Below are 21,765 nucleotides of genomic sequence, written 5' to 3'. Positions count from 1 at the left end.
CTAATCAAACCAAATATCCTCCACTATCTTATAACATCTCAACTCATTAAGTTTAGATTCATCAGGTTTAAAGTTTAAAGTCAAGTCCATTTTAAGCTTCAAGCTTTTATCATCATTTTTTAAATAAAGATAAACATGTGAAAATCCAGTATTATCTTCAAGAGCAAAGATTTTATCTTTTAGAGAATAAAGAAGATGGGAATCATTGAGTCCTTCATTAGAAAATTTAATATGAAGATTATTAACCTTATTAACAGCACCTCTTTTAATACTTAAAACTTTTTCAACTACTATTGAAAACCTATCTCTATTAAATGTGAGCTTACCTATAACACCAATAACACCACCTTCTATCAATAAATGTTGATATTTTTCATAACTTTCAGTAAAAACTACAATATCAATCACACCTTTAAAATCTTCAATAACTCCAAAGGCCATTCGAGCATTATTTTTCTTAGTATGAATAACCTTTACCATACTTAGACTACCAGCAAATTTAACAATAGTATTCTTTCTAACAGCAAGATCTTCCAAAATATTAAAGTTTGTAAAGCGTTCCAATTCAGATTTATAAGGATCAAGAGGATGTCCAGATACATAAAAACCTAAAAGGTCCTTCTCAAATTTTAAAAGTTCAGGATAAGAATATTCCTCAAATACATTATAACTAAAACTTTCCACAACAACATCTTGGGATTCAAGAGGGCCAAATAAACTATTCTGACCAAGTTTTTTATCATTCTTATCTTTTGCTACAAAAGCTATTAACTTATCAAGATTTTCAAAAAGTGTTTTCCTATTTTGACCAAGACTATCAAAAAGTCCAGACTTTATTGCAGCCTCAAGAAATTTTTTATTTATAACCTTATCATCCACTCTTCTAATAAAGTCTTCAAAGGACTTATATTCCCCATTCTCTTGCCTCTCAGTAATTATAAGATCAACTATTAAACCCCCAATATTCTTAATCCCATTAAGACCATAAGAAATATTAAAGCCCACTACACGAAATTCTTTAAAAGACTGATTTATATCGGGTTTTAAAACATCAATCCCCATCGATTTTGCTTCTTCAATATAATAAGATAGCTTCTCAGTATTATTAATCTCATTTGTTAAGTTGGCAGCCATAAAATTTGCAGGATAATTAGCCTTAAGATATGCTGTTTGATAAGCTATTAAAGAATACGCAACTGCATGCGATTTATTAAAGCCATAACCAGCAAATGGCTTTAAAAGCTCAAATATATTATTTGCAAGAATTTCATCATAACCTTTACTAAGAGCACCTTTTATAAAATCGACTTTCATCCTATTCATTTCATCTTCTTTTTTCTTCCCCATAGCACGTCTTAAAATATCTGCTTTCCCAAGAGAAAAACCACCAATAATCTTTGCAACTTCCATTACTTGTTCTTGATAAACAATAACTCCATAAGTTGGCTTTAAAACTTCTTTTAAATCTGGATGGGGATATTTAATCCGCTTAGTTCCCGTCTTAGCCGCAATAAATTGAGGTATAAACTGCATAGGACCTGGACGATAAAGTGCATTTAAAGCAATTAAATCTTCAATACTATCAGGTTTTGCTTCCCTTAAAACTTGCTGCATACCTTCAGATTCAAATTGAAAAACAGAAGCACTACGCCCCTCAGAAAGCATTTTGAAAGTCTTAGCATCACTATCAGAAATATTAGCAATACTAAAATCAGGATTAGTAATCTTAATAAGATTTTCTGCATTCTTTATTAAAGTTAATGTCTTAAGTCCAAGGAAATCCATCTTTACAAGACCACAATCTTCCAATAAGTCCATGGTATACTGTGTAGAAACCGTGTCTTGCTTATAATCCTTATAAAGTGGAACATAATCTGTTAAAGGAGTTCTAGCAATCACAATACCTGCCGCATGAGTTGAAACATGTCTATTCATACCTTCAAGAACAAGCGCCGCTTCCATCAGCTCATTATAAACAGGTCCCTTATTTAAATAGGCCTTTAAAGACCCATCTTCAAAAACTTCTCTTAAGGAAACCTTTGGCCCATCGGGAATAAGCTTAGTAAGTTCATTAGATTCTGCAAAAGGAATATCTAGAACTCTACCCACATCTTTAAATACAGCCTTAGGCTTTAAGGTTCCAAAAGTAATTATCTGCGCAACCTTATCCTCACCATATTTTCTTGTAACATATTTTATAACCTCATCTCTACCTTCAAAGCAAAAATCAATATCAAAATCAGGCATAGATACACGTTCGGGATTTAAAAATCTCTCAAAGAGTAAATTATATTTCAAAGGATCAATATCAGTAATTCTAAGAGCATATGCAACAATAGAACCAGCCCCAGAACCACGCCCAGGACCAACGGGAATACCATTATCATGCGCAAATTTAATAAAATCCCAAACAATTAAAAAATACGCTTCAAATCCCATCTTAATAATTGTTGAGAGTTCATAAAAAGCACGCTCTTTAATACTATCAGTTATACTTGCATACCTAAACTTTAAACCTTCAAGTGTTAAATACTCTAAATATTGACCAAGAGTATTAAACTCACTAGGAACCTGATATTCAGGGAAAATAGGACCTGGAAATTTAATCTCAAACTCATTACATTTCTCAGCAATCTTTAAAGTATTTGCCAAAGCTTCTGGCAAATCCCTAAAGAGTTCATACATTTCTTCTTGAGATTTAATATAAAATTCATCGGTCTCCATTTTAAGTCTATTAGGATCGCTTCTCTTAGCACCCGTCCCAATGCAGACAATAATATCTTGAGCTGTTGCATCTTCCTTATTCACATAATGAGAATCATTAGACACAGTCAATGGAACATTAAGCTCTCTAGAATAAGAGATTAACTTCTCATTAACTATATCCTGTTGTTTAATCCCATGACGTTGAAGTTCAAGATAAAAATCATCACCAAAAATACTCTTAAACCAAAGAATTTCATTCTTTGCATCATCAAATCTATTTGCAAGAATTAACTGGGGAATAATCCCACCAATACATGCAGACGTGCAAATAAGTCCTTCGGAATATTTTTCAATATCACCCTTATCCATTCTTGGACGATAATAAAATCCCTCAAGATAAGAAATACTGGTAAGTTTCAATAAATTTTTATAGCCTAATTCATTCTTTGCAAGAAGAATTAAATGATAATAAGGTTTTCCAAACTCATCATTTTTCTTGATATGCTTTGAAATACTTGACATATAAGCTTCAATACCAATTATGGGTTTTATTCCTGCCCTTTTTGCTTCTCTGTAAAATCTAACAGCACCAAAAAGATTGCCATGATCTGTTAATGCAATATGGGACATATTACATTTTTTTGCCTTTGCCACAATATCTGTAATCTTGGCAGCTCCATCTAAGAGAGAATAATCTGAATGCACATGTAAATGCACAAAATCAACTTTTAAATCCATACTTATACTTATCTTACCAAAACAAAACTTGACTTTTAATAGATATACCTCAACCTAACCCAAAACATTGAATAACAAACACTTAAATATTAAACTCAAACCACTTAAAAACTAAATTAAGAAAAATAATAAATTAAAATATTATGCAAAAACATTAATACCCTTCTCTTCAGATTCAACTACTATTTTTTTGACAGATTCAAGTTTGCTAATAATTTCATCTGATAAACTTTCAGCCTGAATTAAAAAATCCCTTGCTTGTTTCAAATTGACATCATCAGAACTATCTTGTGCAAACACTTTTATTATCTTAACAACAAGTTTATGCACATTTAAATAACAAGAATAAATATTCTCCCAAATTTCTCTAGCCTCGAGAGCCTTTGGAGCAAGTCCCTTATAAAATAATCCAAACCCATGTTTCATAGGATCAGTTTGAATCGCCATTTCCTTTTGATTTTCAACAATTAATCTTACAATACTCATCCAAGACATCTGTTCTGAAATGATAAATTCTAATTCCTTTAAAAACTCATCATTAGAATACATAAAAACCTCAGAACTAGAACAAGAATCACAATTCCTTGACAAATAAGAAATATTAGCTTCAACATTTTCAAGCTCACTAATTAGCGTTGAAAATTCATTTTGCTGACTAACAAAATGTTTAAATAACTCTTCAAGAGAAGTAAGTTCTCCAATCAAACTTGAGAAAAAAGTATCAATATCTAATTGCAATTCCTTAATATTTTTAGAAACTAAATCTTTAGATACCTGTTCAATTTCCTTAACAGAAATCACACTCATAACACTCTTTGCCTGATCTGAGAGTCGCTTAATCTCATCAGCAACAACAGAAAATCCTTTTCCATACTCCTTTGCTCTTGCTGCTTCAAGCTTAGCATTAAGAGAAATCATATTAGTTGCACCTAAAAAACTATTGATAGTCTCTAAACTTCCTTGAACACCTACAATAACATCACTAACTCTTTTCAATTTTTCTTCATTAGTCCTTTCAATATCTTCAAAAATAACACTTATTTGCATGCGAGCATTATTTGTTTTATTAATAATCGACTCAAAAACCCCATCAATATTCTCAAAGTTAGAGAATAAATTGTTATATAAAAATTCAATACGAACTAATACATTACTAATAGAAGATTTAGTGTGATAAAATCCCTTTATTATCTCTTTAACAGGAATTGCATATTTGCATTTATTTAAATCTTCCTTATCTTCAATATCCTTTAAAGACTCATCCTTAGACAAGTCAAACATATTAGATTTTGCTTTACCAAAAAATGAAAATTTATACATGAAAAGATTTTACCACAAAAAAGAATTTTCTAACAACATCAAAATAACTTAATTTAATAACTCTTTAAAACGTAATAAATTAAAAGAACCACCTATCCAAATAATAATTTTACTTATTTTTAACTAAAGAATATTTACCGTGTATTTTATTATATTCAAATAAAATATCTTCATAAGAGAAAAATTTCATAAAAATATTAATAAAATCTTCTAGCTTCTCTTTAACCACTGGCAAATAAAAATCATTATCGAGCTTAAAAACATCATCCATATCTAATATAATTAGATCCTCATTTTGCCTTAAAATGGCTTTTTTGGGTTGCCAAAAAAGAATATTAACTTTACCCCTTCGAATCAAAAATCGATTAAGCTCATACTCAAGATCAACATGATCTGCTCTTACCTCAACAATACCAGTAATAACACATCTCTCATAATCCAATCTCTTAATAAGTACTGCATCTGTAAGCATACCTTTTCCTAAAACATCAATATGAAATTGTTCTTCAATTTCATATTGTTTATTAAAGGGCAAATTAGCTATCTTTCTTAAAAGATTAAGAAGTATATACTTTTTACTCATATCTTTATTACTTGGTCTAAGACAAGGTATTTCCATTCTATATTTAAGCTCATCAAAGAAATATTTAACTAATCTTTTCATTGCAATTGCCTTTTTAATATCATTTTCCTTCATCTTATCCCCCTTAATAAATCCTAAAAAATGCACATACCAACTATATTAAATCTATGAAATACATGAAATAAACCAATAAATACATGACTTAGTAAAATCAAAGACATGATTTTACTAAGCCTACAAAAAGCTTAGACGGGCTTTCAAGTCTTGTAATAAGCTCAGGATGAAATTGACAAGCCACAAAAAACTTATTTTTTGGTATTTCCATTATTTTTACTATTCGGGAATCTTCAGAAAATCCAGACACAACAAATCCATGCTTATTAAACAAATTAAGATAATCATTATTAACTTCATACCTATGCCTAAATCTCTCAACGATCATCTCACTTCCATAAAGTTTAAAAGCAAGCGTATCCTTTTTTAAAAAAACAGGATAACCTCCAAGTCGCATTGTTGCACCCTTATCTTTAAGTTCCTTTTGATCGGGCAATAAGTGAATAACAGGACTAATAGAACTGCATGCAGAATTACCTTCAAATAAAGTCTCCTCAGTATCAGCATCAAGTATTCCGCAAACATTACGAGCAAACTCAATTACTGCAAGTTGCATGCCAAGACAAATACCAAGAAAAGGAATATTATTCTCACGTGCATATTTAATTGCACGAATTTTACCTTCATATCCTCTACCCCCAAATCCACCAGGCACTACTATACCATCTATACTCTTTAACATCCCTTCATCAAAATTAGTACTATCAATTACAGTTGTCTTAACTAAAATATCTAAATTAGCAGATACATGGGTTAAAGACTCAAATATTGATGCATAAGAATCACCAAGCTCAGTATATTTACCACAAATCGCAATATTGACAACTTTACGAGGAGAGGCAAAATTTCTCTTTATTATACCTACTAATCGCTCAAGCCCATCCACCTTAGGCTTAACATTTATTTTTAATTTTGCACCCAAAATTTCATGTAATCCCTGTTTATAAAAAGATATAGGTATTTCATAAATAGTTGAAACATCAGTATTATCAACAATAGACTCAGCATCAACATTACAAAACATTGCTATTTTTTGTCTTATCTGTTTTGTCAAAAGTTTAGAACTTCTTGCAATAATTAAATCTGGAAAAATACCAGCTTTATTTAAAGTCTTAACACTCTGCTGAGTAGGTTTAGACTTCTGCTCATTTATCCCAGCAGGATTTGGAATATAAGTTAAATGCACAAAAGCAATATTATCACTACCAATCTCATATCTTATCTGTCTCATTGTTTCAATAAACAAAATATTTTCCATATCACCTACAGTACCACCAATCTCAATCACTAAAAGTTCACTGCACTCCTCTTTGGCAATCTTAAAAATTGTATCCCTAATCTCATCAGTAACATGAGGAATAAGCTGTACAGTTCTACCTAAATATTTTCCATGTCTCTCATTTTCAAGAATATTTTTATATATTTTACCCATCGTAATGTTCCAATTAGACTTAGAATTTAGATTTAAAAATCTCTCATAATGACCAAAATCCATATCAACTTCTCCGCCATCATCAAGAACAAAAACCTCTCCATGCTCAACAGGATTAATAGTTCCAGGGTCAGTATTTAAATAACCATCACATTTAATTGGTGTTATCCTCAAATTATCCTTAAATAACCGTGCTATACTTGCTGACGTAACTCCTTTACCTATCCCAGAAATTACACCACCTGTTACTACCAAAATTTTTAGATTATCCATCATTAATACCCTCCAAAAAAAATAAGTTCAAACAACCAATATCAATACTTAAAAATACTTAAATCAAAATCTTTAACACCATAATTTTTTAAGGCAACATATAATTACAAAAAGATTTATAAATTTAAGGATAATATTCTCCCGCTCTCTTTAAAAATAAATTTTCCATATGATACAATTTATGTATAAACAAAAAATACCTTTAAAAATATCATCTTAATAAAAAATGCTAGACATAACATCAACATTCACTTCATTCAAATAAACAACAATTACTTCAATTTAAAAATTGAATACATATACAAAAATAGCTAAAAATGCCAACAATAAAAAGAACAATGCCGCAAAAAAGGATATTATTCCCACGTAAATACTAAAATTAATTTTAGTATTTACGTTTCCTAAATTTTTAAGAATGAAATATGCACAAAAATAAATAAACCCTGCAAAAAACATACAAATAAGCTTAATGAAATAATACTCTCCCCAAATACCAAAATCGTAAACAACTTTAAATAAGTAGCTATTAACAAAAAAGATAACAAAATAAAAAAAGACAACCAATAATGTGTAAGATAAGCTCCCAATGACAATAGCTTTAAAAAAAGGATAATTTTTAAATATTATCCTAGATAACAAAAATATAGGAAATCCTATTAAATAGATAACATAAGTCTCTTTAAAAAATAGAAAAAGAAGATATAAGGAAGGATAACCTATTTTACTTCCCATAAAAAAATTTTTATCTAATAACACAGTTAAATTCAGACCTATATAACAACAAACACCCAAAAACAAAGGCAAAATAAATAAAAATTTAACTAGAACAAATAAATACCTCTCTAGAGTAGAAACAGGCAAAGATAAATAAAACACATTTCTAAGCGAATCATGAATCGGCTTATAATGATCAAACATATTGTATATTGACACAATATACACAACACAAAATAAAACGAAAAAAAATAATCCATTGTTATCAATCAAGAAAAGGTCAATTAAATTAACAAACCCATAAATTTTTAAAAAAATATGGCTTAAAGGAAAAACTAAAAAGATTGAAATAACAAAATACAAATATAATTTTTTATTATAGGCAAAATCAACATTAAATAGCCCAAAAAATCGCATTAAACTAAACATCAACTAAACCCTTTAATTTGTTATTAGTGATATATAAAAAGAAAAACTCAAGATCAAAATCATTATCGCAAGACCCACTCTCCAAGTAAATTGCCTTAAATCCATCTTTTACCTTCTCATAATAAAGCTCCTCCCCACCTAATTTATCTACAATCTTAACTTTATAGTTATTACGAATATAAGAAATTGAATTTGAAAAAAGAATATTATTATTACCAATAATGGTCAAATGATCTATAATATCTACTAAATCTCTAACATTATGCCCTGTAACAAAAACTATTTTATTTTCTAATCCACTTATAATATCTCTAAAAACATTTTTTGAAGCAATATCAAGACCATTCGTTGGTTCATCAAAGATCAAAATAGGAACATCTGTGGCAATAGCAAAGGCAATAATACTCTTTTTTTTCTGGCCATATGAAGAAGACGCAAACTTTAGATCAATATCTATCTCAAATTTCAATAAATACTCTTTAAAATCCTTTTCCCTAAAATTTGGATAAAATCTACACAAAGACCTATAATAATTATTTAAAGAAACATTAGGTAAGTCAAATTCTTCAGGCACAAAAAACAAATTCACCAAATTTAGAGGATCTCTTGGAAAAACTTTTAAAGAATTAAATAAAACTTCCCCTTTTAATGGATTTAAAAGTCCACTAATAAGCTTAAGTAGAGTAGTTTTTCCTATTCCGTTCTTGCCAAGAATCAAATACGTCTGTGGCTTTGAGAAATTTAAATTCAAGTTTGAATAAACTTTAGTCTTACGATAAGAAAACGAAACATCTCTAAATTCTATTTTCAATCAAAATTCTCCTTTATGTTAATTGTAAAAATAGTCTATGATAAATACAAGAATAAAACACTAATTTTTTAAAAAAGATCTATAAATAAATAAAGAAAAATTAACATAAAGTTTCGCACTAAAATGCCAAATTTTCAACATAATTTTTGGCAAAATTTGAAGCCCATTAAACCTGGAACCCTTAAGACTTGCATAATAACTTTGAAACTCTTTAGAATTGTGAACTTCATTAAGAACAGAAATAAGTTTTTCTTTATGTGCCTTATAAATAAGTCGCTCCTTAATATGCCAACCTATAATATAAATCTGCTTAAAAGAAACATAATAATAAAGCTGCAAATAAAACTTTTTATAATAGTCAAAATATTTCTCAAAAAGCCCTTCTTCCTTTAGAAAATTTTCTACAATATTAAGGGATGAATTAATCTTACTGATTACACTAATTGATGAACTGGCCCTTCCCATCCGCTGGAAGTTAGTATAGAAATAATTATTTACAAAAGAAACTTTATCTGCTTTCAAAAAAGCATGAACCATGAAAACTATGTCTTCTAATATTACATCATTTAATCTAATATTATTCTTTATAATTAAATCTCTTCTAATCAGTTTATCCCACAATGTACCTACAACAAAATTTCTCTTACAAAAGCTAGCAAAAACAGTTAATAATAAATTCCTAAAAGCTTCCTCCCCAGTTACTGGATAATTTGGAAAAGGAAGTGCAGATCTCCTTTTAATATTTTTTGCAAGAAAGTAAATATAAAACTGAGAACAAACAATATCTGAATTATCGGCCTTTGCCCTATTATATAATACCTCAAGCATAGTATTCTCAACAGAATCATCACTATCCCAATAAACTATATATTCTCCTTCAGACTTTTCAAGTCCATTATTTCTAGAGGCAGCTATTCCCATATTTTTCTGATTAATAATTTTCACAAAATCATACTGATCAGCATATTTTTGAGCTATCTTTAAGCTATTATCATAAGAACCATCATTCACCAATATAATTTCTTTATCTCTTAATGTTTGATTAACAGCATTTTTCATAATCACTTCAAGGGTACTATCAGAATTAAAAAAACAAATAATCACAGAGACCTTGTACTTATACATAAAATCCTCCTAAATAAATACCAACCAACAAAAAGCCTGTATTAATAACTGAATATACTAAATATTCTTAATTATATTAATTATAAGATATAAGGAAACATTGTATATATAGTTAATAAGCTTACATGATTTTAAATATATTTTCCAATAAACTAAATAGAAATATACTATAATACAAATTAAAGAAACAAATAAACAACTTGAAGCATAAGGGATTTAAATGGTAAAAATAATTAGCCTTGGAGGGGGAATAATCAATCCTGACAAAATCAACATAGAATACATTAAAAATCTTAGAAGTCTTATTTTTAAATGGGTACAAGAAGATAGTAAAAGAAAAATTATATTAATTACAGGGGGAGGAAAACCTGCAAGAGAATATCAAGATGCTTATAAACAAATAAATCCTAATTTTAAAAATCATGAACTTGATGAGATTGGAATAATGGCAACCAAATTAAATGCCAAACTTATAAGCAAAGTAATGCAACCACTCTGCATTGACAATATTGTAAGCGATCCAACTCAAGATTTTCATTTTAAAGGACAAATATTAGTCGCATCAGGATGGAAAGCAGGCTTTTCAACAGATTACATCACTGTAAAGTTTGCCGAAAAATTTAAGTCAGATGAAATAATTAACTTAACCAATGTAAATCAAATTTACGACAAAGATCCTAAAAAATTTGATGATGCAAAAGGATTAAAAAATATTACTTGGAATGAATTACAAGATATTGTTGGAAAAAACTGGGAGCCTGGATCAAATCTACCGTTTGACCCGATAGCTACCAAACTAGCACTAAAGCTTAATCTTAAGGCCTATGTACTAAATGGAACTGATCTTCCAAACTTAAAGAAAGTTTTTGATAAAAATGATGATTTTTTAGGAACTATTGTAGTAAAATAAAATTTATTGCCGGTATGGCGGAATTGGTAGACGCGTCAGACTCAAAATCTGATGAGGGCAACCTTGTGTCGGTTCGACTCCGACTACCGGTATTTACATTTATTTAAATAAGAAATGATACTTATCCTTAAGAAAATACTCTAAACAAATATATATGCCAAAAACATTAATAAATCTGATAGAATGAATCGGCATTATTGATATTAAATCTTTTAAATATGAAATTTTTAAACATTAAGTTTTTTAATAGCGTCCTTATAAATTGAAATAAGATTCATAAGTTCACTCTCGTCAATATATTCATTGGTTTTATGAGCTGTATTATCTGATCCTTTAAATAATGGACCAAAAGCAACACAATTTTTGAAAGCCCTTGAATAAGTTGCACCACCAATAGCAATAGGACTAACATCACTCTCGCCTGTAAAATTCTTATAAACTTCAATCAAAGATTTAATAAAATTTGAACCAGAATCAACATAAAGAGGATCAAGAAAAGAAACTTCATGATAATCTAGAGAATATAAATTTAAAGTTTGCTTTATCAAATTCACTAGTTCTTCTCGTTGATAACTTACAGGATACCTCATATCAAAAGATAAAATTTGATTAGATGTCTTAGACAACTTAACCTTTGTTAAGCAAAGAGTAAGTTGTCCAGATTTCGAATCTTCTAAGACTTTACCAAATAATTTTTCGCCATTAATAGTAAAACTAATTTTATCTTCAAAAAAGTTAATAAAATTAGCTTTTAAACCTAAAGACTTAATAATATTTAGTGCATAAGGAGCAACATTAACACCAAGCTCAGGTAATGAAGCATGGGCAGAAGTTCCGTGAATTAAAATATTATTCTCAAAAAATTTATATCTAATCTTACTGCCAAAACTGTCAAGCAAAATTCTAAAATCATCTTTATTAGAATCGCCAAGCTCAAAAGAACACTCGTCAGGAATCACATTATATCCAGTTCCAAGCTCAAAATTAATACAAAATCTCTCATCACTCATAACATCGAACTGTAATAAACCTTTCTCGGCATTAACAACAGGAAAATCACCATCAGGTGTAAAAGAAAAATCAGGAATCTCTTCCCTAATCTTATATTGCTCAATACAACGCCATGCCGTCTCCTCATCTGTCCCAAAAATCACCCTAAATCTTTTCTTAAAAAAAAGCCCCTCTAAAACTAATAACTTAAAAGCATAAAGAACAGCCATCAAAGGTCCCTTATCATCTAGAACACCCCTAGCATATACTTTTCTATCTCTAAACTCAAGTTTAAAAGGATTTGAATGCCAATTAGACACATTACCAGCATCAACAATATCAATATGGGCCAAAATACCTATAAGTTCATCACCCTGCCCTATATCAGCAAAACCATAATATCCATCCCGATCCTTATAAACTTTAAAACCAATATCCTTAGCTATTTCTAAAACTTTATCTAAACACAAATCAATTTGTTCTCCAAAAGGCTTGCCTTTTAAAGCAGAAGCATTAACACTATTAAATTTTATTAATTCTCCTAAATGGAAATAAAATTGTTCTTCTAACTTAAAACCCATAAGACTAAACCTTAAATATAACCTTAATACTATTAAAAATAAAGACTAAAATATCTTTGATATTGTTTGCATAAGAGTATCAGGATTGAAAGGTTTAACAAGCCAACCGGTAGCACCAGCTTTACGCCCCTCATCAACTTTTGACTGCTCAGATTCAGTAGTTAAAACAAGTATTGGTATAAAACTCCCAAACTCTCTTATCTCTTTAATCACCCCTATTCCATCCAGATTAGGCATATTAATATCAGTAATAATCAAATCAAAATCTTTATCGCTCTGTCCAACAGCTTCCTTAAACTTAGATACACCTTCAAGTCCATCTTGAGCCTCAGAAACTCCAAAACCATTTTGTTCTAAAATGTAAGCAACACTCTGCCTAATAGCTCTATTATCATCTATAACCAAAATCCTTTTTTGCATGTAGCACTCCTAAACTCATAAAAAAGTATATAAAAGTTAGAATAAAATTACACTACCCTCATCAAATGAATGAATATCTTTTTCATCTTCAATAAGAGACAATAAATATTTCTTATGAACAAACAAAGTAAATCTATTAGCAATTCTGCGAATAAATTCCTTATCTTCAATTTCAACACATTTAAGACCATTTTTCAATAATTCTGCCTCAAGGGCAATATTAATATTATTGTCCATTTCAATTAAAGTCTTTTCAAGATTTAAAAGATTCTTTCTTAAATTCTTAATATTATGAATATCTAACTTTATCTCTTCAAATATTTCCAAGAAATCAACTGGAAATATTTCATAGGATAATACATGGTCAAGAGCAATCTTCTTTATCTCAAAAATATTATTCTTCATCTCCATAAATAGTTTTTTAAATTTATTAAAATAATTTCTCTCAAGATAAAATCTATTATCACAATCCTTTACAACTTTTTCAAAGAAAAATATTATTTGAGATAAAAACTCCCGTCCTTTAGTAATATTTGACTCAATATTACTAATAATTTTTGACATCTCAGAAATATTACCTTCCATATCCTCAAGTTCAACTCTCTTTACAACCTCTATTTTGGAAGCTATATTAATATTTTGAAATCTAGAAGAAATAGCTGAAATATTTGAAAACATTAATTCTAAAGATTTAACAAGCTTAATCTGTTCATAATAAAGATTTAAAAAGTTAGAATTATTTTTTTCAACATCATCAATCCTTTTAAGTAAATTCGATAAAATAACGGAAAAAGATTCCACTGCTCTTGAAATATCAATATACAAAGAATTATCCGATTTTAAATCATTAATGACCTGAATAGAAGAAATAGATGTATCAATAAATCCTTCAAAAGCCATCAAATTTTCATCCAATTTAGCAATAACATCCTTAACTATCATTTTAGATGAATCTGTAAAAACAGACAAAACTTTTAACTTTTGAAGTTCACTTGTATCCCTAAACTTAAAAACATCAATGCTTGAATACATAATATTTAAATGATACAAAGACTGAGTAAGTCTATCTTGAAACTGTAGATAAGATACAGCATTCACAAACTTAAATTTAAAATCATTAAGTATACCTAAGATATTATCATAAAAGGCAATAACTTCTCCAATGCCGCCTGAAAATTCATCTATATTTTTCATCAAATTATCTTTAAATTCTTCAAGAATTTTATTCTCAGCTGTATTATTTTCAAGTACCTGATCCTTAGCACGATCAAGTCCAACTTTAATATCTCTACCCCTACTAGTAAGCTGATCTGCTTGCTTAATCATAGATTGAGTCAAAGTCTTAATCTCATTTGTAATATAAGAAAAAGCACCTCCTGCTCTACCAACCCTCATGGCAACAGTCAATGTATTAATTGACATTATTTCCATATCAATAGAACTTTTTTTCATCTTTTCAATTACATCTTCAAGAATCTCTATATCCTTGACCTTATCCCTTATTACACCAAACTGAGATTCAAGCAATTCAGTTGAAGAATTAAAATAAGAAACAAAATCATTCAATACCCTTATTACTTTAGAGATAAAAATATTTAAAGAGTAATCATTATCAATATCAAGATTAGAAATAAATCCAATATTAAAAGATAAATCTTTAATATCTTTGGAAAGTTTCTCTATTAATTTAGGAATTGATTTACTTAAACTGGCATAAACTTGTCTTGAACGGCTATCAAAAGCCTCAAGTTCAGTAAATATTTTATTAATATGCGGATCAATATCCAACAACTTATCATCATCTTCCATTAAGATCTCCTTAAAATATATTCAGATATTTTATTTAAAGGAAGGACCTTATCTACAGCACCTATTTTTATTGCCTCCATAGGCATACCAAATACTACAGATGTTACTTGATCTTGAGCAATGTTATATGCACCACTTCTCTTCATCTCAAGCATACAACAAGCACCATCATCCCCCATTCCCGTAAGCATAACTCCAATAGCATTTTCCCCAGCATACATAGCAGCAGAACGGAACAACACATTAACAGAAGGCTTATGTCTGCTAACTAAAGGACCATCTAACAGATTAACAAAATAATTCCCACTAGCATATTTCACAATTAAATGATAATTACCATTTGCAATTATTACAAGACCGGGTCTTAAAATATCTCCATCTTCAGCCTCTTTTACATCAACTTCAAGTTCATTATTCAAACTTTTAGCAAAAGATGTTGTAAATCCCCCTGGCATATGTTGAACAACAACAATTGGAGGGGAATCTTTCTTAAAAGGCTTTAAAAGAACTCTTAAAGCCTCAGTACCACCGGTTGAAGAACCAACAAAAATAACTTTTCCGGTTTTATTTTTATTAATAATACCTTGATATTTCAGAACAACGTCTGGATCATTTTTGGGCGCAACATTAATAACATCTGAAACCTTATAGTTCTTTGTTATACCAGCAATATCGCCCTCAGATTTCTTACTCTCAGATTTAGCAAAAAAATCAGGGGCTTTTATTCTTTTAGTCTCACAAGAAGCAATAAATTTATTACTAGCTAGCTTTTTGATCTCTGATTTTATTAAATCCAAATAATCACTTCTAAATAAATTAACTGTAAGTTTAAAGTTAAGTTTATTTATTATTAATTTAATTTTATCTTTCTTAGGTTCCAGGAATCCAAATTTTGGATAAACTTCATCTTCTGCTATAAAGACAACAGGAAGTGAAATATTATTAAGAACATTATTAAGCGCAAGTCCAAAATGCGACTTGGCCGTATTCTCGACAACAATAACCAAATCAGGAAATTTTTGTAAAAAAACATTAATAAGGTTTAAAGAATTAGAACCTGGATTTAATATCTCAATATCCACATCCTTAGCAAAAGTCCTAACAAAAACCTGTCTTATAAGACCCTGAATATCAATTACCAATATTTTCATTATTATTCTTTAATATAAACCTACCTTATAAAGGCCCCAAATATATTACGTTAAAACATGCTACCTTATAATCTTAGTTATTGTATCAATATCAATTACTAATGCTAGGCTACCATCTCCAAGTATTGTAGCTCCAGAAACTCCTTCCACTTTAGAATAAAGTTTACCTAAAGTCTTTATAACGGTTTGATGCTGTCCTAATACCTCATCTACTACAATTCCTATTTTACCACTATTTGTATTAACAACAACAACATGCTCACTATCACTTTTTTCATCAGATATTTCAAAAAACTCTCTAAGGCGTATAAAGCTAATCATGCTCCCTCTATAATTCATAACATTATTATTATTTTCAAGCACGCATACTTTAGAAATCAATTTGTCAGCCTCAAGACAAGACTCAACACTAGAGAGAGGCACAATAAAATACTCATTCTCTACTCTAACAAGCCACCCTTCAATAATTGCCAAAGTCAAAGGAAAAATCAACTTTATGCGAGTATATTTGCCAAGTTCACTCTCGAGAATCACACTTCCTCTAAGAGACTCCACCTGTTTTCTAACAACATCCATTCCAACACCACGCCCTGATATATTTGTAACAACATCAGCTGTTGAAAATCCAGGTTCAAAAATCAAATTATAAACATCCACATCCGATAAAGTTTTTGAAACATTCTCAGATATAATATCTCTCTCTATAGCTCTCTTAATTATCTTAAACTTATTAAGCCCTCTACCATCATCTTCAATAATAACAATTACAGAATCGCCCGATTGATGTGCAGAAAGCTTAATGATACCTTGAGCATCCTTTCCTGCCTTTATTCTCTCCTCAGCTGATTCAATTCCATGGTCAATTGAATTCCTTATTAAATGCACTAAAGGTTCATTTAACCTTTCAATAATACTTTTATCAAGAACAGTATCACCACCTTGTGCATAATAACGAATTGATTTGCCAAGCTGAGCAGATAAATCCTTAACTATCCTTTGAAATTTCACAAATAAAATCTCAATAGGAACTGTTCTAAGTCCTGTAGTATAATCTCTAAGCTCATTAATAAGCAAAGAAAACTCAGCTGAAATTGAATTTAAAATATTATTATTACTACTCTCAGCTTCCTTTGCAAGCTTAGATTGAATTGTAACAAGCTCACCAACAAGATTTACTAAATGATCTAATTTCTTTGAATCAACCTTAATACTTGCAATATTTACTTTACTCTTAGCAGTATCATCATTAAAATTAGCCCCAACACCACCCAAAGACATCTTATTATATATCTCTTTCGATTCAGGTGAACTTTGATTTTCTTTAAAAAAGACTTCATTAACACCTTTATCTAAATTATCTGCCAAGAAATCAAGTTCAAAAGCCTCAGGTATTTCATAAGATGCATCAACTTCTTCAACAACAACTTTGGACTGTCCATCCAAAAACATAAAAATATCTTCTATAGAACTTTTACTCTCTTCTGTCTCTAGTTTGACTTCCCACTCAACATAAACATTATCAGGTGATATTAATTCCAAATCAGGAATATTTCTTACTCTAGCTCTAACTTGTCCATTTCCTAAATTTAATAATTTCCTTAAAAAATTGATTGGTTTGTGCCCATGAAATAAAATTCCCTTTGAAGGTGAGAAAAGAATTTTATAAACTTTAGTCTCAATATTTAAAGCCTCATCATCAAATTTACCTTGCTCTAAAGATGAATCCAAGACAGATTTTTGAGAATTCAAATCATTAGATGGGCTTGCCTGATCTTCATTAGTAGAACTTAAAACTGTATTATTAAATCCAACACCACGCCCTTTCTTGATTGTATCTATTAAATCTTTTTCACGAACCTTATATGCACTCTCATCAATAGCTTCATCTCCTTCAATTAGTTCGCGAATAAAATCAACTGCCATTAAAATGGCATCAACATTATCCTGATTAAATTTATCAGAACCTTCTTTTATAGGATCAAGAACTGTTTCTATTTCATGCACAAGAGAAGCTGTCAAATTAAAACCAAACATCCCAGCACTACCCTTTATTGTATGAAAATTTCTAAAAATAGAATTGATAACCTCTTCTCCTGATTCAAATTCAATATTAAGAAGTGCATGCTCAATATCTGAAATATTCTCTATAGACTCTTCTTTAAAAGAATCTTTAAATTTATCAATCATATCACTACTATTCATAAATTGCCCTTAAATACATAAAATTAAAATTCAATTAAACTAAGGCCTAAATCCAAGTTATCAATATCCTCAATATCATTCAAAAATCCGCCATATATCAATGAACTTAAAACTTCATCAGATGGATATTCTATCTTTATAAGTAAGTTTCTATCTTTAGCATATTTATTGGAAGCATATAAAATTTGTATAAAAGTAATATCTATTTTCTCTACATTTGAAAGATTAATGACAAGCGCCTCTTTTTCCTTCATCTCCTTAAGAATATTTAAAAGATCTTCTTTAACTTTAAAAATGTTGTTTACTACAAGTTCTCCTTCTGGATTATAAATCATAACACGTAAAACTCCTATTACTCATCATCTGAATCAGATACTGTAGTATTTTTAAATTTGGAGAGTTCTTTAATATCAAATAGATTTTCTATATCAAGAATAATAATAAATTTATTATTACGTTTACCAATTCCAGATATAAATCTTGAATTGAATCCCGTACCAATCTTTGGAGCATCATCAATATCAGATGAATTTAACTCAAGAACCTCATTAACATAATCTACCAAAATCCCAAGATTTAATTCATCACCTTCATATATCAAAGTTAATATAATAATATTTGAAATATCAACGTCTTTTTTCTTAATCCCATCATCACTAACTTTACGCTCTTGCATACCAAATTGCTTTCTAATATCAATTATTGGAACTATTTTTCCCCTATTATTGATTATTCCTGCCATATAATCAGGGGTTCTTGGTATTTTTGAGATTCTAGTATACTCTAATACCTCAACAACATATTTAATCTCAATCGCATAAAGTTCATCTAAACTAAACAAAAGATACTGACTTAATGTACCCTGTACATCGGTTTCTAATTCCATAAATGCCTCTTAATGATATAACTAATAATATAAAATAGAACACTCATAATTTTTATTCAAATTTCACATATCTCACATATTCTAATGTATCAATTATAAATCAAAAACTTCAATACTAAACAAATAAAAAACAATGTTAAATATCATACATAACAAAAATGAAATCTAGTATAACTATCCTACATAATATAAGTAAAAATATAAATGTCAACCGTTTAAATTATTAAGAACAATAATACCTGACAACTTAAACGGTTATTATAAATAATATTCACAAAAAACATTAAACAGACACAAAAACATTTAAACAATCCAAGCAAAATTATAATTAAAATTCCACGATGGGCCCGGCCCTTATATGAATTATTAAAATCAAAATTAACACTTATTCGTCAATCCTAGCAATTAATTTACCCATAAAAAGAGAATTGATTATGAACAAAAATTGGCAGACAACAAATTATAAGAAAAACTTATATCTACTGCAAACCTATTGCATTAGGCCAATTCAGAATTAAATTTAATATCAAATTCAATATAAAATCTCATAATTAAAGGAAAAAGCTCATGAAAAAAAAGAATATGCTTGCTTTAATGTTTATGTTATTATCAATATCTGTTTTTGCAAAGCCAACATCAACAGCAAGAAGCAAATTCGGCATGGGAATCTTACTGCCATTCCCAATTGCATTAGCAATCAATATTGAAAATTTTGACATAGACCTAGGCGTTTATAATGGAACAAATAACCTTTTTAAAGATTGGCAAACCTTATTTCTTGCAATAGATTACATTTTTTACGCACACACTCCTGAGAATACGGATAACATTCTAGATTTTGCTGTTGGAGGAGGTGGTTATGGAACAATATGGTTCTCGAGATTTGGCAACGGTCAAACAAACAGTGGGCCAATGAGCTTAGGAGCAAGATTGCCACTGATTCTAAATGTTGCAATAGCTAAGCAAAAATTTGATATATTTTTAAAAGTAGCACCTGGTCTTGGATTAAATATTTGGAGCAGTGGAGTTGGAATAAGATGGGAAATGTTTGCTGGGGTCGGTATGAGATTTTGGTTTGCATAAGAATAACTATCACATAAAGAGAAGTACTTAGTACTTCTCTTTATAAATCAAGTAAAATATTAAAATAAATTTTATTAATATCATTAAAGAAATTAAATGATGTCAAAATAACAAATAGCATTAATATTACAACGATTCTTGACAAAAAACTTATAAAGTATCAATATTTAATTTGCTAAAATTTATGAATATGCATTTTACTTAAATATAGCAGTTGATACTATTACTTCTGCTTGAAAGCAAACATATACTTAAAAATGAAAGGATCCTTAGTACATGAAAAAAATAATCTTAATCCTATTACTAATAAACTATTTTAATGTTTCAGCAAAGGATTCATACACAAATAAAAAAGGTTATTTTGGAATTGGAGTCCTAGGACCATTCTCAAATTCATTTCAACTAATCTTAGGTAAAAACATCGAAATAGAAATTGGAATTTACAACGGACTAAAAAATCTATTTACCAATTTCAATACATTATTTGCTTCTCTAGAGTTTACTGTGCTCTCATCAGATGTGCCTGAACAATCTAATCCGATAGACACTTCACTAGGAATTGGTATTTATGGATTATGGTGGCTATCTGAATGGCAAAATACCCACAAAGCCTATGATTCGACAAATATCGGCATTAGAATATCTCTCACCCTAAATCTACCAATTATCAAAAAAAATTTTGACATGTTCTTAAAATCAGGACCAGGAGTCAATATTTGGGGCATCGGAGGTAGCAATCCAAAACAAAAATGGGAATTATTTGCTGGAATTGGTATGAGACTCTGGATTGCATAAAAATAAACAGCATTATAAACATCTCGGATTTTAAATAAATCCAAATCAATTGGATTCCCCCTATTATATTTTATTAATCATCAATAATAAAATATAATTAAAATTATAATGATATAAAAACATTAATTGTTGGGGATTTAATGCAAAAGTTAATGCTAAGAATAATACTAATACTAAGCATATGGGTTAATGCATTTGGAAGAAGCTCATACTCAGATAGAAAAATAGGATTTGGAGGAAGCATTGGAAATCCAATATTTAATTGTATCATGTCATTCCCATTTATTGATCTTGAAATAGGTTATGGGGGAACTAATGGTATCAACCTATCAAAAGACAAACTCAAATCAAAAATATATGATTTCAATATATTTGTACTCTCAGCCTTAGATTTAATATTTACAATACCATTAATAGAAAAATTATCTATTGGAACAGGAATTGGGAGCAATATACACATATCATCTCACCAATCAAATTTCATAAATATGGAAATAGGGTTTGGATTTAGAATTCCAATAGCTATCCTTTATGATTTAACAGAACAAGTAGAAGTAGGACTTAAAATAGCACCTTCAATAGAATTTGTATCAAACGCAAAATCCATTGCATATCATTACTTTTATGCAGGACTTAAAACAAATATAATGGGTGGAATATTCGTCAAATATTATATTTAAACCACTAAACTCA

17 protein-coding genes and 1 tRNA gene are annotated in these 21,765 nt (G+C 29.3%); 5 read left to right on the top strand and 13 right to left on the bottom strand.

Translation table 11 applies throughout. From position 1 onward, the window contains the following. The 6 genes from dnaE to bhYOR_RS02885 form a co-directional block, all read right to left on the bottom strand. Positions 1–3,444: a DNA polymerase III subunit alpha gene (gene dnaE / locus bhYOR_RS02910; RefSeq protein WP_025399893.1), complete on the bottom strand. Its 3,444-nt coding sequence runs from the start codon at positions 3,442–3,444 to the stop codon at positions 1–3. 141 nt (positions 3,445–3,585) lie between these two features. Continuing rightward, complete coding sequence (locus bhYOR_RS02905) at positions 3,586–4,764, bottom strand: methyl-accepting chemotaxis protein (RefSeq protein ID WP_025434090.1); 1,179 nt, start codon at positions 4,762–4,764, stop codon at positions 3,586–3,588. A 109-nt stretch (positions 4,765–4,873) separates the two neighbouring features. Further along, the gene (locus bhYOR_RS02900) at positions 4,874–5,461 is read right to left on the bottom strand and encodes a hypothetical protein (protein WP_025399891.1); all 588 of its coding nucleotides are present in this window, start codon (positions 5,459–5,461) and stop codon (positions 4,874–4,876) included. A 97-nt stretch (positions 5,462–5,558) separates the two neighbouring features. Next, positions 5,559–7,169, bottom strand: coding sequence for a glutamine hydrolyzing CTP synthase (gene pyrG / locus bhYOR_RS02895; protein WP_025434089.1), 1,611 nt, complete (start codon positions 7,167–7,169; stop codon positions 5,559–5,561). Positions 7,170–8,301: 1,132 nt separating this feature from the next. Continuing rightward, positions 8,302–9,060 (bottom strand): ATP-binding cassette domain-containing protein, encoded by a 759-nt coding sequence (locus bhYOR_RS02890; RefSeq protein ID WP_407933128.1) that lies wholly within the window; start codon positions 9,058–9,060, stop codon positions 8,302–8,304. Between the two features lie 120 nt (positions 9,061–9,180). Next, positions 9,181–10,245, bottom strand: coding sequence for a glycosyltransferase family 2 protein (locus bhYOR_RS02885; protein ID WP_025399887.1), 1,065 nt, complete (start codon positions 10,243–10,245; stop codon positions 9,181–9,183). Between the two features lie 220 nt (positions 10,246–10,465). Here bhYOR_RS02885 and pyrH point away from each other — a divergent pair, with 220 nt between their 5' ends. Both pyrH and bhYOR_RS02875 read left to right on the top strand, forming a co-directional pair. Then, entirely contained in the window at positions 10,466–11,155 is a 690-nt protein-coding gene (gene pyrH / locus bhYOR_RS02880) for a UMP kinase (RefSeq protein ID WP_025399886.1), read from the top strand. Between the two features lie 8 nt (positions 11,156–11,163). Then, positions 11,164–11,247 (top strand) — tRNA-Leu (locus tag bhYOR_RS02875). A 135-nt stretch (positions 11,248–11,382) separates the two neighbouring features. Here the strand turns inward: bhYOR_RS02875 and bhYOR_RS02870 are convergent. Genes bhYOR_RS02870 through bhYOR_RS02840 form a run of 7 tightly spaced genes read right to left on the bottom strand, consistent with a single transcriptional unit; the run spans position 11,383 to position 19,194 of the window. Further along, positions 11,383–12,726 (bottom strand): Sapep family Mn(2+)-dependent dipeptidase, encoded by a 1,344-nt coding sequence (locus tag bhYOR_RS02870; protein WP_025434088.1) that lies wholly within the window; start codon positions 12,724–12,726, stop codon positions 11,383–11,385. A gap of 45 nt (positions 12,727–12,771) precedes the next feature. Next, positions 12,772–13,146, bottom strand: a complete 375-nt coding sequence (locus bhYOR_RS02865) for a response regulator (protein ID WP_012422327.1) — start codon at positions 13,144–13,146, stop codon at positions 12,772–12,774. A 36-nt stretch (positions 13,147–13,182) separates the two neighbouring features. After that, the gene (locus bhYOR_RS02860) at positions 13,183–14,955 is read right to left on the bottom strand and encodes a BB0569 family chemotaxis protein (protein ID WP_025399884.1); all 1,773 of its coding nucleotides are present in this window, start codon (positions 14,953–14,955) and stop codon (positions 13,183–13,185) included. Then, on the bottom strand, positions 14,955–16,106 hold the full coding sequence (locus bhYOR_RS02855) for a CheB methylesterase domain-containing protein (RefSeq protein ID WP_025399883.1): 1,152 nt from the start codon (positions 16,104–16,106) through the stop codon (positions 14,955–14,957). The genes bhYOR_RS02860 and bhYOR_RS02855 overlap by 1 nt, the downstream gene beginning before the upstream one ends. A gap of 60 nt (positions 16,107–16,166) precedes the next feature. Then, complete coding sequence (locus tag bhYOR_RS02850) at positions 16,167–18,308, bottom strand: chemotaxis protein CheA (protein WP_025434087.1); 2,142 nt, start codon at positions 18,306–18,308, stop codon at positions 16,167–16,169. 23 nt (positions 18,309–18,331) lie between these two features. After that, positions 18,332–18,643, bottom strand: a complete 312-nt coding sequence (locus bhYOR_RS02845) for an STAS domain-containing protein (RefSeq protein WP_025399881.1) — start codon at positions 18,641–18,643, stop codon at positions 18,332–18,334. A gap of 17 nt (positions 18,644–18,660) precedes the next feature. Next, entirely contained in the window at positions 18,661–19,194 is a 534-nt protein-coding gene (locus bhYOR_RS02840; protein WP_025399880.1) for a chemotaxis protein CheW, read from the bottom strand. A 567-nt stretch (positions 19,195–19,761) separates the two neighbouring features. Here bhYOR_RS02840 and bhYOR_RS02835 point away from each other — a divergent pair. The 3 genes from bhYOR_RS02835 (at position 19,762) to bhYOR_RS02825 (ending at position 21,752) form a co-directional block, all read left to right on the top strand. After that, complete coding sequence (locus bhYOR_RS02835; RefSeq protein ID WP_025399879.1) at positions 19,762–20,277, top strand: DUF3996 domain-containing protein; 516 nt, start codon at positions 19,762–19,764, stop codon at positions 20,275–20,277. Between the two features lie 276 nt (positions 20,278–20,553). Further along, a complete protein-coding gene (locus bhYOR_RS02830; RefSeq protein WP_025399878.1) occupies positions 20,554–21,072 on the top strand; it encodes a BAPKO_0422 family outer member beta-barrel protein in 519 nt (172 codons plus the stop codon). A gap of 140 nt (positions 21,073–21,212) precedes the next feature. Then, complete coding sequence (locus bhYOR_RS02825; protein WP_025434086.1) at positions 21,213–21,752, top strand: BAPKO_0422 family outer member beta-barrel protein; 540 nt, start codon at positions 21,213–21,215, stop codon at positions 21,750–21,752. Positions 21,753–21,765: the final 13 nt, after the last annotated feature.

Source organism: Borrelia nietonii YOR, from assembly GCF_023035795.1.
GTDB classification, from domain to species: domain Bacteria; phylum Spirochaetota; class Spirochaetia; order Borreliales; family Borreliaceae; genus Borrelia; species Borrelia hermsii.
This window is presented reverse-complemented; position numbering and strand designations above follow the sequence as displayed.